General features: G+C 74.1%; 11 protein-coding genes. 8 read left to right on the forward strand and 3 right to left on the reverse strand.

Annotation, left to right across the window (positions count from 1 at the left end; translation table 11 throughout):
- Positions 1 to 54: 54 nt before the first annotated feature.
- On the forward strand, positions 55 to 804 hold the full coding sequence (locus H2O74_RS05785) for an SDR family oxidoreductase (RefSeq protein ID WP_182113530.1): 750 nt from the start codon (positions 55 to 57) through the stop codon (positions 802 to 804).
- 19 nt (positions 805 to 823) lie between these two features.
- Here the strand turns inward: H2O74_RS05785 and H2O74_RS05790 are convergent, their stop codons facing one another.
- Positions 824 to 1,177, reverse strand: coding sequence for a hypothetical protein (locus H2O74_RS05790; protein ID WP_182113531.1), 354 nt, complete (start codon positions 1,175 to 1,177; stop codon positions 824 to 826).
- Between the two features lie 342 nt (positions 1,178 to 1,519).
- On the opposite strand from H2O74_RS05790, the gene H2O74_RS05795 reads away from it, so the two are divergent.
- Both H2O74_RS05795 and H2O74_RS05800 read left to right on the forward strand, forming a co-directional pair.
- Positions 1,520 to 2,407 carry an alpha/beta fold hydrolase gene (locus H2O74_RS05795; protein ID WP_182113532.1) on the forward strand — a complete coding sequence of 296 codons (888 nt, stop codon included), beginning with the start codon at positions 1,520 to 1,522 and terminating at the stop codon, positions 2,405 to 2,407.
- 158 nt (positions 2,408 to 2,565) lie between these two features.
- On the forward strand, positions 2,566 to 4,050 hold the full coding sequence (locus H2O74_RS05800; RefSeq protein ID WP_182113533.1) for an HNH endonuclease signature motif containing protein: 1,485 nt from the start codon (positions 2,566 to 2,568) through the stop codon (positions 4,048 to 4,050).
- Positions 4,051 to 4,157: 107 nt separating this feature from the next.
- Here the strand turns inward: H2O74_RS05800 and H2O74_RS05805 are convergent, their stop codons facing one another.
- On the reverse strand, positions 4,158 to 4,628 hold the full coding sequence (locus H2O74_RS05805; protein WP_182113534.1) for a YbjQ family protein: 471 nt from the start codon (positions 4,626 to 4,628) through the stop codon (positions 4,158 to 4,160).
- A gap of 570 nt (positions 4,629 to 5,198) precedes the next feature.
- Between H2O74_RS05805 and ssuE the strand changes: the two genes are divergently transcribed.
- Both ssuE and H2O74_RS05815 read left to right on the forward strand, forming a co-directional pair.
- On the forward strand, positions 5,199 to 5,759 hold the full coding sequence (gene ssuE, locus H2O74_RS05810) for an NADPH-dependent FMN reductase (RefSeq protein WP_182113535.1): 561 nt from the start codon (positions 5,199 to 5,201) through the stop codon (positions 5,757 to 5,759).
- A 207-nt stretch (positions 5,760 to 5,966) separates the two neighbouring features.
- Positions 5,967 to 7,205: an acyl-CoA dehydrogenase family protein gene (locus H2O74_RS05815; protein WP_182113536.1), complete on the forward strand. Its 1,239-nt coding sequence runs from the start codon at positions 5,967 to 5,969 to the stop codon at positions 7,203 to 7,205.
- Between the two features lie 111 nt (positions 7,206 to 7,316).
- Here H2O74_RS05815 and H2O74_RS05820 read toward each other — a convergent pair whose 3' ends face one another.
- Positions 7,317 to 8,093, reverse strand: a complete 777-nt coding sequence (locus H2O74_RS05820) for a MerR family transcriptional regulator (RefSeq protein WP_182113537.1) — start codon at positions 8,091 to 8,093, stop codon at positions 7,317 to 7,319.
- A gap of 375 nt (positions 8,094 to 8,468) precedes the next feature.
- Here H2O74_RS05820 and ileS point away from each other — a divergent pair, with 375 nt between their 5' ends.
- The 3 genes from ileS (at position 8,469) to dhaK (ending at position 14,310) form a co-directional block, all read left to right on the forward strand.
- Positions 8,469 to 11,795: an isoleucine--tRNA ligase gene (ileS, locus tag H2O74_RS05825; RefSeq protein WP_182114085.1), complete on the forward strand. Its 3,327-nt coding sequence runs from the start codon at positions 8,469 to 8,471 to the stop codon at positions 11,793 to 11,795.
- A complete protein-coding gene (locus tag H2O74_RS05830) occupies positions 11,792 to 13,147 on the forward strand; it encodes a folylpolyglutamate synthase/dihydrofolate synthase family protein (RefSeq protein ID WP_182113538.1) in 1,356 nt (451 codons plus the stop codon). The genes ileS and H2O74_RS05830 overlap by 4 nt, the downstream gene beginning before the upstream one ends.
- Positions 13,148 to 13,314: 167 nt before the next feature.
- Positions 13,315 to 14,310, forward strand: a complete 996-nt coding sequence (dhaK, locus tag H2O74_RS05835) for a dihydroxyacetone kinase subunit DhaK (protein WP_182113539.1) — start codon at positions 13,315 to 13,317, stop codon at positions 14,308 to 14,310.
- Positions 14,311 to 14,352: the final 42 nt, after the last annotated feature.

Consider the following 14,352-nt stretch of genomic DNA (forward strand, 5'->3'; position numbering starts at 1 on the left):
ACCTGGCACGTGGACCGCAGCCCGTCCCACCGCGCCGACGGCGGGGGCCTACCGATGAGCGCGCCGCTGCGGGCGGTCGTCACCGGGGCGTCGTCGGGCATCGGCGCCGCGACGGTCCGTCGCCTGCGCGCGGAGGGGTGGGACGTCGTCGCCGTCGCCCGGCGCGCGGACCGGCTGGCGGTGCTCGCGGCCGAGACCGGGGCGACGGCGCTGGCGGCGGACGTCACGTCGGACGACGACGTCGCGCGCCTCGTCGCCGAGGTCACCGCGGCGGGGCCGGTGCACGCGGTGGTCAACAACGCTGGCGGCGCCCTGGGCACCGACCCGGTCGAGTCCGGGTCGATCGCCGACTGGTCCGCGATGTACGAGGTCAACGTGCTCGGCACGTTGCGCGTGACGCAGGGCTTCCTGCCGGCGCTGCGAGCGAGCGGCCGCGGCGACGTGCTGGTGCTGACGTCGACGGCCGCGCACGGCACCTACCCGGGCGGGGGCGGCTACGTGGCGGCCAAGCATGCCGAGCGGCAGATCGCCACGACGCTGCGGCTCGAGCTCGTCGGCGAGCCGGTGCGGGTCATCGAGATCGCGCCCGGGATGGTGCACACCGAGGAGTTCTCGCTCACACGCTTCCGCGGCGACCGGGCGGCGGCCGACGCCGTCTACGCGGGCGTCGACGAGCCGCTCGTGGCCGACGACGTCGCCGACGCGATCGTGTGGACGCTCACCCGTCCGCACCACGTGAACGTCGACACGCTGGTCATCCGGCCGCGCGCGCAGGTGTCGAACACGCAGGTCGCGCGGCGCTGAGCGGTGGGGCGGGCGGCTGCTACCCGGCGTCGTCCCGCTGAGCCGTCACCCCGACGCTCACGTCACCACCGGTGAGCGAGCGGTCGAGGCAGTCCAGGACGCGGCGCACGTCGTCCTCGTCCGCTTCGGGCGTGAAGGTGGCCGCCGCCCTCGAGGTCGGCATGTCGGCCGTCATGTGCGACTCCGCGACCGAGTCGTCGTCGACGCACGGGGTCCAGTCACCCTCGGGGTAGGCCATGCCGACGAACCAGACCTCCCCGGGGCCCGTGGCAGGCACCTCCCATCGCTCCTGCGCGCAGCCCGCGAGCGAGAGGATCGCGACGACGGCCGCGAGCCGGCCCGCCGTCGCCCGTCGCTGTGGTCCGGTACGCATGCCCACCTCCCGCCGTCACCGTGCTTGTGTGCTCGAGTCCTGACCGCTTGCAGGGGTGTGGTGCCCGACATCGCGGGGACATCCGGGGAGGTGGTCGGTCGCTCGTCGTGCGTGCGCTCGCCACGGCCCGCCGGGTGGCTCACCTCCACGGTGCCGTCTTCACGGACGTAGGTCGTGGTCTCGCCGCAGATCGGCGGATCGACGGTTCCCAGGACCTGGCCGGTGGTCCGCCCCTCGTACCGAACCGGCACGCCGTCGCGTGCCGCGAATGTGTGAGGCTCGGCGGCCGGACGCGCCGGGCCCCGCCACGACGTGGACGCCGCCTCGTAGGAAGATGTTCGGATGTTCGAGGGCTTCGACGAGTTGTACGTTGACGTCCCAGGTGGTGTCCGGCTCCGGGCTCGCCGGGGAGGGACCGGGGCCCCGGTCGTGCTGCTGCACGGGCACCCGCGCACCCACACCACCTGGTACCGGGTCGCGCCGCTGCTCGTCGCGGCCGGGCACACCGTCGTCTGCCCGGACCTGCGCGGCTACGGCCGGTCAAGCAAACCCGCGACCACGCCCGATCACGCGCCGTACAGCAAGCGGGCGATGGCTGGTGACGTGCTAGCTCTGATGCGCCACCTCGGGCACGAGCGGTTCGCTGTCGTCGGTCATGACCGCGGCAGCTACGTGGCGTTCCGGCTGGCTCTGGACGCGCCGCAGGCGGTCGGCGCGCTGGTCGTGCTCGACGGCGTGCCGATCGGTGAGGCACTGGCCCGCGCCGACGCCCGGTTCGCGCAGGCATGGTGGCACTGGTGGTTCTACGCGCAGCCGGACAAGCCCGAGCGCGCGATTCTGGCTGACCCATCGGCGTGGTACGGCGGGGACCCAGACCGGATGGGCCCGGAGAACTACGCCGACTTCAGCAGCGCCGTCCACGATCCTGCGACGGTGCTCGCGATGGTGGAGGACTACCGCGCGGGGCTCGGGGTGGACCGCGCCGCCGACGACGCAGATCGAGCGGCCGGCCGCCAGATCACCTGCCCCACCCTCGTCCTGTGGTCCACGCGCGACGACATGGAGCAGTTGTACGGCGACGTCCTCGAGGTCTGGCGGCCGTGGACCACCAGCTTGCACGGGCACTCGATCGAAAGCGGGCACCACATGGCCGAGGATGCCCCACGCGACCTCGCGGACTCCGTCTCCAGCTTCCTCAGCATGCCCGGCCTCGCTGAACTGTCCCGGTAGTCGATCTGCAACAAGATCCGCCTTCGGCGCCGTCGCGCGGAGGCCCATGCCCGGGTCGTGTCGGTGGTCGCCCGTAGTGTGCCGGTATGTCCAGGTCGCGGGTTCTCGGTGGTGCGGCCGGTGCGCCGCGTCCCGAGGGTGGCGGTGGTGGCCGTGAGGTGGATCCGCAGGTCGATGCGTGGTTGTGGGCGGTGCGTCACCCGCTGGCCTCCGAGCTGGCCGAGGCGGCTCCGGGTGTGGGGTTGGCGGAGCGGTTGGCGGGGTTGGAGCCGGCGGACGTGGACGAGGCGGGCCTGGTGGAGGCCCTCGCGGCGTGGGAGCGGGTGGTCTCGTGGGCGGTGGCGGGTCAGGCGCGGGTGATCGCCGAGCTGGCCTCGCGTGAGCGCGGTGCTCGTGGGGCGTTCCTGGCCGAGGAGGTCGCGGTCGCGTTGTCGGTGACCCGCCGCGTCGCGGAGGACAAGGTGGCCCTGGCCGTGGGTCTGGAGCGGATCCCGGCGGCGGCGGACGCGCTGGCGGGTGGCCGGATCGACGCGCGGCGGGCGACGGTGGTGTGCGAGGAGCTCGCGCGGGTGCCGGACGACGTGGCGCAGGAGGTGAGCGTGGCGGTGCTGCCGGGCGCGGTCTCGTGCACGGCGCCGCAGCTGCGCGTGCGGTTGCGGCGCCTGGAGCTGCGCCGTGACCCCGACGGTGCGCAGCGGCGTCATGTGCGGGCGCGCGAGCAGCGGCGCGTCGAGCTGCACCCTGCGCCGGATGCGATGGCGTGGTTGAGCGCGTACCTGCCCGCGGACGAGGCGGTGGCGATCCACACCGGCCTGACGGCCCTGGCGGGGGACGCGTCGCCGGGCGACGAGCGGACGCTGGATCAGCGCCGCGCGGACGCGCTGGTCGATGTGACCACGCGGTGGTTGGACGCCGGGGTCCACCCCGACGGGGCGGCGTTGTCGGCGCGGCAGGGCCGTCTCCCCCACCTGGCGGTCACCGCCTCGGCGGCCACGCTGCTGGGGTTGTCGCAGGAGCCGGGCGAGCTGGGCGGGTACGGGCCGATCCCCCCGCAGATGGTCCGGCGGATCGCTGCCCGCGCGACCTGGGAGCCGCTGCTCGCGGACGCGTGGACCGGTGCTCCGCTGGCCCGCTCGACGCGCCGCTACGCCCCGACCCAGGCCCAGCGCGACGTCGTGGCCCTACGGGACGCGACGTGCACCTTCCCGGGGTGCCGGATGCCCGCGGCGCGCTGCGACATCGACCACGTCGTGCCCTACCGCCCCGACGACGACAGCGACGACGGTCTGGAAGGGTCCCGCTCCGAGGCTGAGCGGAGGGCAGCCGAGGAGCGCGATCCGGGCGGGGGTGGCGAACCCCGCGGTGACCGTCGCGACCGTCCACCACCCGACCCGCACACTCACCAGCGTGAGCCCGACCAGACCAGCGTCGACAACCTGCAGGCCCTGTGCCGCCACCACCACCGGGCCAAGACCCACGCCGGGTGGACGCCGCACCGCGACGACGACGGCACGACCCTGTGGCGCTCACCCACCGGCCGGATCTACCCCCGCGCACCCGAGCACGAACCACCACCGGTCCCACCCCGGCGACCCACCGACCACGACCACCGCATCGAGCTCTACCCGCCGCCACCGTTCTGAGGAGTCCGCGTCGGCACAGGAGGGGTGTGAGGACGCGGAGCGGTCAGTGCGCGGAGGCGTCAGTACGCGGGACCGTCGGTACGCGGGACCGTCGGTACGCGGGACCGTCAGTACGCCGGGGGCGTCTGCGGCCCGGGGACCATGGCCGCCGGCGGGTCGGGCGGCGTCGCGCCACCCCGCGGCTGGGCGTACGGCTGGGCGGCGGCCTCGGCGCGCGCGAAGTGCGCGGACTGGTCGGTCGACCCCTCCTCGCCCGCGGGGATGGGCTCCACGACGACGGCGGTCCCGTACGCGCAGACCTCGGTGAAGGCCTGGCCGATCGAGCCGTTGTCGAACCGCATCGCGACGATCGCGTTGGCGCCGCGGCGGCGGCCCTCCTCGACCATGCGGTGCATGACCTCCTGCCGGCTCTGGTAGACGAGCTGCGTGTACTCGGTGATCTCACCGCCGCCCATGGCGCGGAAGCTCGCCGTGAAGTTGGCGCCCATGTTGGCGCTGCGCACCGTCAGGCCCATGACCTCGCCGAGCACGGCCTCGACGCGGTACCCGGGGATCTCGTTCGTCGTCACCACGATCATGGTCGCGATGCTCCCACAACGGCAGGGCGGCAGCACCAGAAACGCGCCGGTTCACATCATGGGACCGGGGTTCCCACGTCCTGGATCGGCTGTCATGGTCGTCCCCATGACCTCCGTCCGGCTGCTGACCGTGTCGCGCGACCTCCTCGCCGCACGAATGTGCATGCCCACGGGGCGCCTCGTCGGCTGCTGTCGCTGACACTCGCCCCCGACCACACGGCCCGCCTGACGCCGCCCTGCAGGCCGGCACCGGTCTAGGGGCCGACGGTGCTGCGCCTCGCGGCCCGTCGCCCGGCAACCCGCCCGCCGGCCCGCCGCACGGCAACCCGCCCGGCGGCCCGCCGCAGGGCAACCCGCGCGCCGGTCCGCCGACGGCGACCCGCTCAGCGGTCCGCCGTCGGCCACCGCCCGGCGGTCCACCCCACGCCCGTCCGCCCGGCGAACGCGCCGGTGCGCGCTCGCCACCACCGCACTCACCGCACGGTTGCCGCCGTGTGCTCCCGACGGCCCGTCCGTCGCCGCCCGTCACGCCCTGCCCGACGCTCGCGTCGCCTTCCCGAAGGACCCACCATGGCCACGATCCTCGTCCTGACCGGTAGCCCGTCCGCCCGCTCCCGCACCGCCGCCCTCGCCCGCCACGTCGGCGACGAGCTCGCGCTCGACGGGCACGACGTCGCCGTCCTCGCGCTGCGGGAGCTGCCCGCCGACGCCCTGCTCGGCGCCGACACCGCCGCGCCGGCCATCGCCGCCGCCGTCCGCCAGGTGATCGCGGCCGACGCCGTCGTGGTCGCGACGCCGATCTACAAGGCCTCCTACTCGGGCCTGCTCAAGGTCTTCCTCGACCTGCTGCCGCAGTCCGCCCTCCAGGGCAAGGTCGTCCTCCCGCTGGCGACCGGCGGGACGCTCGCCCACCTGCTGGCGATCGACTACTCGCTGCGCCCCGTCCTCGTGTCCCTGGGCGCCCGGCACATCACCACGGGGCGCTTCGTCCTCGACACCCACATCGACCACACGTCCGGCGGACCCGTGCTCGCGGACGAGGGCACGCGTGAGTGCGTCACCAGGACGGCGGACGCGTTCCGCGCCGCCCTCGGCGAGGTGGGGCGCGTGCCCACCCTCGCGACGGCGTGAGGCGCCGGCCCGCCCACAGGTCCGAGGACACGCGTCCCGTCGAGGACGCCCACTGCCGCCGGTCGCGCGGCTGACCTGCGGGTCTGCCGGCCGTGACCGGCGTCGGACGGGCCTGCCAGCCCGCCCGACGCCTCCCACCGGTTGCCGCCGGTGGGTACGCCGCACCCCGTCCGAGGACGAGGTGCTCTCCATCACGCAAGGAGAAGTATGTCCATCACCACGAGCGAGGCGCTCCTCGCCTCACCCTGGGTCGGCAGCGACCGGCCCACCACACCCGAGGGCTGGGTCCGGCGCGCCGAGGAGGTCGCCGCGATCCTCGAGGTCGACGCGGTCGAGCGCGACCGTGCCCTGGCCACACCGCACGACGAGGTGCGCCTGCTGAAGCAGGCGGGCCTGGTCACCCTGCTCGGCCCGACGGCGCAGGGGGGCGCCGGGCAGAGCTGGGAGACCGCGTACCAGGTGATCCGACGCGTCGCCGAGGGCGACGGGTCCATCGGCCAGCTCCTCGGCTACCACTACCTGTGGTCGCAGCTGCCGGCGTTCTTCGGCACCGCGGAGCAGGCCGAGCAGATCATCGGGCAGGCGACCCGGGAGGGCTGGTTCTTCGGCGGTGCGGTGAACCCGCGCGACGCCGACCTCACGGCCGTCGACCTCGGGGACGACCTGTCCTTCTCCGGCCGGAAGACGTTCTCGACCGGTTCCAAGGTCTCCGACGTCACGTGGCTCGAGGCGGCCATCGCCGGTCACGAGGAGCACGTCTTCGCGCTCGCGCCGTCGGACCACGCGGGGCTCACGTTCCACGACGGCTGGGACGCGCTCGGTCAGCGCCTGACCGAGTCGGGCAGCGTGAGCATCGACGACGTGGTCCTGCCGTGGTCCGCGGCGCTCGGCTGGGTCGGCAAGGAGTTCCGCCCGCGCACGTACAACACGCTCTGCCTGGTCGCGATCCAGCTCGTGTTCACGAACTTCTACCTGGGCATCGCGCAGGGAGGGCTGCGCACCGCCCTGGCCTACACGCGCGAGCGCACGCGGCCGTGGCCGTACGGCGGCGACGACCGGGAGCGCGCCGTCGACGAGCCGTACATCCTGGACGCCTACGGCGACCTGCAGTCGAAACTGTGGGCGGCCCAGGCGCTGGGGGACCGCGCCGGCCAGGCGCTCCAGGCGCTGCACGCCGAGCCCGACGCGCTCACGCCCCGGGCACGGGGCGAGGTGGCGGTCCTGGTCGCCGCAGCGAAGCAGCGCGCGGTCGACGTCGGCCTGGAGATCGGCACCCGGATCTACGAGGTCACGGGAGCGCGCGCGACGGCCAGCTCGGTGGGCCTCGATCGGTTCTGGCGCAACGTGCGCACGCACTCGCTGCACGACCCGGTCCCGTACAAGCGGCGCGAGGTCGGTGTCTTCGCGCTGCTCGACGAGGTGCCGGAGCCGACCTGGTACACGTGACCGCCGGAGCCTGACCGCCCCCGGGCCGACGCGGCCACCGAGGTCGCCGTCCGGTACGCGCGGAGCGTGCCGGACGGCGACCTCGGTCCGTGGGGGTGGCGCCGCGGCGCGTCACATGCGGGCGGCGTAGGAGTGCAGGGCGTCGCGCACGAAGGTGGCGCCCTCGATCCCGCCGTAGGTCGCCGCGAAGCGCTCGTCGCCGACGTACATGTCGGCCAGCCCGAGCAGGTACTCCTTGGCCGGCCCGCCGTGCCCGTGGCCGGGAGTGCCGGGCACGCCGCTGAGCCAGTCGGCGTGCCGCCGCGCCAGCTCCTGCGCCTCGTCCGACGCCGGGTCGACGCCGCGGGCCGCCGCCTGCGCCCAGTCGCGCGCGAGCCGCGCGGCCCGCTCGCGCCAGACCTCCTGCTCGGCGGGCGTCATGCCGGTCCACCAGCGGTCGCCGGCCGCGTAGGCGTCCTTGCCCCACCGCTCCTCGACCTCGTCGCGGTGCTGCGTGTGGTCGAACCCGTCGAACATGTCCTCGGCCATGAGTCGTCCTCCCTGTTCCAGTGCGGTGATGGTCCGTTCGACCGACGCCGCCTGGCGCGCCAGCCGGCGCTGCTCGGTCCGCAGCGCCCGGAGATGGTCGTGCAGCGCGGCGAGCGCGTCGCGCTCGTCCGCCAGTGCCCCCGCGATGGCGGGCAGCGACAGGCCCAGGTCCCGCAGGACCAGGATCCGCTGCAGCCGGACGAGGGCGTCGACGTCGTAGCGGCGGTAGCCGTTCGCGCCCACCCGGCTCGGCGGCAGCAGCCCGACGTCGTCGTAGTGCCGCAGGGTGCGGCTGGTGACGCCCGTCAGGCGGGCGATCTCCTGGATCGACCAGTCGGTCGTGCTCGGCGCGCTCCTCACGGTGTCCTCCTCCCGGACGGGACCGACGCTAGAGGTTGACGCTACGTCAAGGTCAACCGACGTCTCGACGGGCGCCGGGGGCCGAGTAGCATCGTGGGCACAGGCGTCGACCCGGCCATCACCGGCGAGCCTCCGGAAGAACAGGACGCGCGGCTCCCCGGGCGTCCCCAGTAGAACCGGACGGGTGGGCCCGTCACAGCCTTCACGAGCGGTCGACGTCGGCACACCCCCCGGGGCGGGCCACGGCGGCAAGCGGGGTGGTACCGCGGTGACCGGGAAGCCGGGAGTCGTCCTCGCAGGACTGGCAGCACGTCCGGCCTCCGGCCGGTGCGTGACCCGACCGACGTACCGCCGATGAGCATGGAGCACCCCGCGATGGCCTACCCCCTGCACCGCCCGGACGGCACCCCCGTGCCCGCGTCCCCGGACCTGCCGGCGCTCGAGAAGGACGTGCTGGCGTACTGGCAGCAGGACGGCACGTTCCAGGCCTCGATCGACCAGCGCGAGGCCGGCGAGCACGGGGCCAACGAGTTCGTCTTCTACGACGGACCGCCCTTCGCCAACGGTCTGCCCCACTACGGCCACCTGCTCACGGGCTACGCCAAGGACATCGTCGGCCGCTACCAGACGCAGCGCGGGCACCGCGTCGAGCGCCGCTTCGGCTGGGACACGCACGGCCTGCCCGCCGAGCTCGAGGCGGAGCGGGTCCTCGGCATCACGGACAAGGCCCAGATCGACGAGATGGGCATCGCGGAGTTCAACAAGGTCTGCCGCGAGTCCGTCCTGCGCTACACGGACGAGTGGCGGGACTACGTCACCCGCCAGGCGCGCTGGGTGGACTTCGAGCACGACTACAAGACGCTCGACACGACCTACATGGAGTCGGTCATCTGGGCGTTCAAGCAGCTGTACGACAAGGGCCTGGCCTACGAGGGCTACCGCGTGCTGCCCTACTGCTGGCGCGACGAGACCCCGCTGTCCAACCACGAGCTCCGCATGGACGACGACGTGTACGCCCAGCGTCAGGACCCGGCGCTGACCGTCGGCGTCCGGCTCGAGACCGGCGACCTCGCGCTGCTGTGGACGACGACGCCGTGGACGCTGCCCTCGAACCTCGCTCTCGCGGTCGGTCCCGACATCGACTACGTCCGGGTGTGCCCGGCCCCGGGCTCGCGGCTCGCGGGCGAGGTCGTCGTCCTCGCGGCGAGCCGGCTCTCCGCGTACGCGCGTGAGCTCGGCTCGGTCGACGAGGCCGCCGCGCCCGAGGAGCGGGCGACCGTGCTGGAGCACGTGGCGGGTGCCTCGCTGGTCGGCCGCCGCTACACGCCCCCGTTCGGCTACTTCGCGCGGCACGCGAACGCGCACCAGGTGCTCGCCGGCGACTTCGTCACGACCGAGGACGGCACCGGCATCGTCCACCTCGCGCCCGCCTTCGGCGAGGACGACATGGCCGTGTGCGACGCCGCGGGCATCGCCCCCGTCGTGCCCGTCGACAGCAAGGGCCGCTTCACCGCCGAGGTCCGCGACTACGCGGGCGTGCAGGTCTTCGACGCCAACGCGCAGATCATCGCCGACCTCAAGGCCGGCACGGGCCCGCTCGCCGAGGTCGCGGAGCCGCAGCGCGCCGTCGTCGTGCGGCACGAGACGTACGACCACTCCTACCCGCACTGCTGGCGCTGCCGGAACCCGCTGATCTACCGGGCGGTCTCGAGCTGGTTCGTGCGCGTGACCGAGTTCCGCGACCGGATGGTCGAGCTGAACCAGGAGATCTCCTGGGTGCCCGAGCACATCCGCGACGGCCAGTTCGGCAAGTGGCTCGCGGGCGCCCGCGACTGGTCGATCTCGCGCAACCGCTACTGGGGCACGCCGATCCCGGTGTGGGTCAGCGACGACCCGGCGTACCCGCGCACCGACGTCTACGGCTCGATCGCGGACCTCGAGGCGGACTTCGGCGTCACGGTCACCGACCTGCACCGGCCGTTCATCGACGAGCTCACGCGCCCGAACCCGGACGACCCGACGGGCGCCTCGACCATGCGGCGCATCCCCGACGTGCTCGACGTGTGGTTCGACTCGGGCTCGATGCCGTTCGCCCAGGTGCACTACCCGTTCGAGAACGCGGACTGGTTCGAGCACCACTACCCGGGCGACTTCATCACCGAGTACATCGGTCAGACGCGCGGCTGGTTCTACACGCTGCACGTGCTGGCGACGGCGCTGTTCGACCGGCCCGCGTTCCGCACGTCCGTCTCGCACGGCATCGTGCTGGGCTCGGACGGCCGCAAGATGAGCAAGTCGCTGCGCAACTACCCGGACGTCTCCGAGGTCTTCGACCGCGACGGCTCGGACGCGATGCGCTGGTTCCTCATGGCCTCGCCCATCCTGCGCGGCGGCAACCTCGTGGTGACCGAGGAGGGCATCCGCGACGGCGTCCGCCAGGTCCTGCTGCCGCTGTGGAGCACCTGGTACTTCTTCACGCTCTACGCGGGTGCTGCCGGCGGCGGCGCCGGCTACACGGCCAAGGCCGTCGACGCCGAGCGGGTCGCGTCGCTGCCGCCCATGGACCGCTACCTGCTCGCGCGCACGCGCGACCTCGTCGCGACCGTCACGGGGCGCCTGGACGCGTACGACGTGCCCGGGGCGTGCGAGGCCGTGCGGGAGCACCTCGACGTGCTGACCAACTGGTACGTGCGCACGCAGCGCGACCGCTTCTGGGCCGAGGACGCCGACGCCTTCGACACGCTGTGGACGGCGCTGGAGGTGCTCACCCGCGTCATGGCGCCGCTCGCGCCGCTGACGACGGAGGAGGTCTGGCGCGGTCTGACCGGCGGGCGCAGCGTGCATCTGACGGACTGGCCGGCGCGGTACGCGGTCGACGACGACGCCGCCACCTACGGCGACCCCGCCGGGGCCCACGCCGTCGCGGCCCGCGTCGAGACGGAGCCCGCGCTCGTCGCCGACCCCGAGCTCGTCGCCGCGATGGACGAAGTGCGCGAGGTCGTCTCCGTCGCGCTCGGCCTGCGCAAGGCGAACGGTATGCGCGTGCGCCAGCCGCTGCGCGAGATCGCCGTCGCGGTCGCGGACCCGGCCGCGCTCGAGCCGTACCGCGACCTCGTCGCGCGCGAGCTCAACGTCAAGCACCTCACGGTCGTCGACCTCGCGGAGGTCGGCCCCGAGGAGCTCGGCATCACCTCCCGCCTGGCGGTCAACGCCCGCGCCGCGGGCCCCCGCCTGGGCCGTCGCGTCCAGGACGTCATCCGCGCGGCGCGCGCGGGGGAGTGGGAGCAGACCGACGGCGCCGTCGTCGTCCGCACCCCGGACGGCCCGGTCCCGCTCGAGCCCGCCGAGTACGAGCTCACGACCGTCGTCGCCGAGGGTGCCGGCGCGGACCGCGTCGCGGCCGTCCTGGCCGGCGGCGGCGTCGTGCTGCTGGACACCGCGCTCGACGACGACCTGCGTGCGGAGGGCTTCGCGCGCGACGTCGTGCGCGCGGTCCAGGACGAGCGCAAGGCCGCCGGGCTCCAGGTCTCGGACCGGATCCGGCTGTCGCTCACCGTCGCCGCGGAGCACGTGCCGGCCGTGGAGGCCCACCGCGCGATGATCGCGGAGGAGACGCTCGCGCTCGCGCTCGAGGTGGCCGCCGGCTCGCCCGAGGGCGTCGCCGACGTGCGGGTGGCGCGCGTGGACGGGGCGGACCGATGAGCGGGCTCGGCGGCAGCGACGCGCTGCGCGAGGTCTACGCCGGCATCCTCGACCGGGCGCCGGAGCACGACTTCGAGCCCACGCTCGACCGCATGCGCGAGGTCTGCGACCTGCTCGGCAACCCCGAGCGGGCGTTCCGCGTCGTGCACGTGGGCGGCACCAACGGCAAGACGTCCACGAGCCGCATGGTCGAGCGCCTGCTGCGCGAGCACGGGCTGCGCACCGGGCGGTTCACGAGCCCGCACCTGACGTCGGTCACCGAGCGCATCGCGATCGACGGCGAGCCGGTGAGCGAGGAGCGCTTCGTCGAGCTCTGGCAGGACGTCGCGCCGTACGTCCACATGGTCGACCAGCGCTCGCAGGCGGCGGGCGGGCCGCGGATGAGCTTCTTCGAGGTGCTCACCGTGATGGCGTTCGCGGCCTTCGCGGACGCTCCGGTCGACGTCGCCGTGATCGAGGTGGGCCTCGGCGGGGACTGGGACTCGACCAACGTGGTGCAGTCCGACGTCGCCGTCATCACGCCGATCTCCTACGACCACGAGCGCTGGCTCGGGCACGACCTCGTCGACATCGCGGGCGTCAAGGCCGGCATCGTCAAGGAGGGGTCGACCCTCGTCCTGGCGCAGCAGCGCGAGGAGGCGGAGGGCGTCGTGCTCGCGGCCGCCGCGGAGCGGGGCGCGCGCGTGCTGCGCGAGGGCGTCGACCTCGAGGTCGTGGAGCGCCAGGTCGCCGTCGGCGGCCAGCTCGTGGTGCTGCGGACCGCGGCTGCCGTCTACGCGGACATCTTCCTGCCGCTGCACGGCGCCCACCAGGCGCACAACGCCCTGCTCGCCCTGACGGCGGTCGAGGTGCTGCTGCGCGACGGCGGCGCGCTCGCGGGTCCGACCGTCGAGGCCGCGTTCGCGGGCATGGACTCGCCGGGGCGGCTCGAGGTGGTCCGCACGTCGCCGACCGTCCTGGTCGACGCGGCGCACAACCCCGCCGGCATCGAGGCCCTCTCGCTCGGTGTCCAGGAGGCGTTCGCGTTCGCGCGGCTGGTCGGTGTCGTCGGCGTGCTCGACGACAAGGACGCCGAGCAGATCCTCGCGGGCCTCGAGCCGCTCCTGGACGAGGTCGTGGTCTCGCGCTCGAGCAGCCCGCGCGCGACCGACGTCGAGGAGCTCGCGGAGGTCGCGCGCGAGGTCTTCGGCGAGGACCGCGTGCACGTCGCCGAGCGCCTCGACGAGGCCGTCTCGCTCGCGGCCGAGCTGTCCGAGGCCGGCACGGACGGCTCGCCGACGGGCGCGGGCGTGCTCGTCACCGGCTCGGTCACCATGGCGGCGGAGGCGCGGATCCTGTTCGGCCGCGGCTGACGCCCGCGCCCGTGCACGGATGTGCACACCTGGTGCACGCGTATCCCTTGACCGCCCCGGGGCGGCGTTCGATGCTGGCCTGACGGGGGCAACGGCGTCCCCGCACAGCTCCGGGGGCGCGCGACGACGGCGCCGCGCGTCGCCGGGCCGACGACCGGAGACGCGGGATGAAGAAGCTGATCAACGACCCGGCGCGCGTGGTGGAGGAGTCGGTCGAGGGCTTCGGCCTCGCGCACGCGGACCTCGTGCGAGTCCACACCGACCCGCTCTTCGTGGTCCGCGCCGGTGCGCCGGTGCACGGCAAGGTCGGCCTCGTCAGCGGCGGGGGCAGCGGCCACGAGCCGCTGCACGCCGGCTTCGTCGGCGTCGGGATGCTCGACGCGGCCGTGCCCGGCGCGATGTTCACCTCGCCGACGCCGGACGCCATCGCGCCGGCGACGACCGCCGTCGACGGCGGCGCCGGGGTGCTGCACATCGTCAAGAACTACACAGGTGACGTGCTCAACTTCGAGACGGCCGCCGAGCTGGCCGAGGCCGAGGGCGTCGAGGTCCGGACGGTCGTCGTCGACGACGACGTCGCGGTCGAGGACTCCACGTACACGGCGGGTCGCCGCGGCGTCGCCGGGACGCTCGCCGTGGAGAAGATCGCCGGCGCGGCCGCCGAGCGGGGCGACGACCTCGCGGGCGTCGCGACCGTCGCCGAGCGCGTCGTCGCGTCCGTCCGCTCGATGGGCGTCGCGCTGGCGGCCGGGACGGTCCCGCACGCCGGCACCCCGAGCTTCGAGCTCACGGACCAGGAGATCGAGATCGGGATCGGCATCCACGGCGAGCCGGGTCGGCGCCGCATCCCGATGGCGAGCGCCGACGAGATCACCGAGCTGCTCACGACGCCGGTCATGGACGACCTCGCGGTCGCGCGCGGCGACCGGGTGCTGCTGCTGGTCAACGGCATGGGCGGGACGCCGCTGTCCGAGCTCTACGTCGTCTACCGCGCCGCCCGGCGCCTGCTCGAGGCGCGCGGCGCGGAGGTGACGCGCTCGCTCGTCGGCAGCTACGTCACGTCGCTCGAGATGCAGGGCGCGTCGGTGACCGTGCTGCGCCTGGACGACGAGCTCACGGAGCTGTGGGACGCGCCGGTGATGACGCCGGCCCTGCGCTGGTGAGGCCGGCCCAGGGTGCGCGCGGGTCGTGACTCGATCGTGACC

This window comes from Actinotalea sp. JY-7876, from assembly GCF_014042015.1.
GTDB lineage: Bacteria > Actinomycetota > Actinomycetes > Actinomycetales > Cellulomonadaceae > Actinotalea.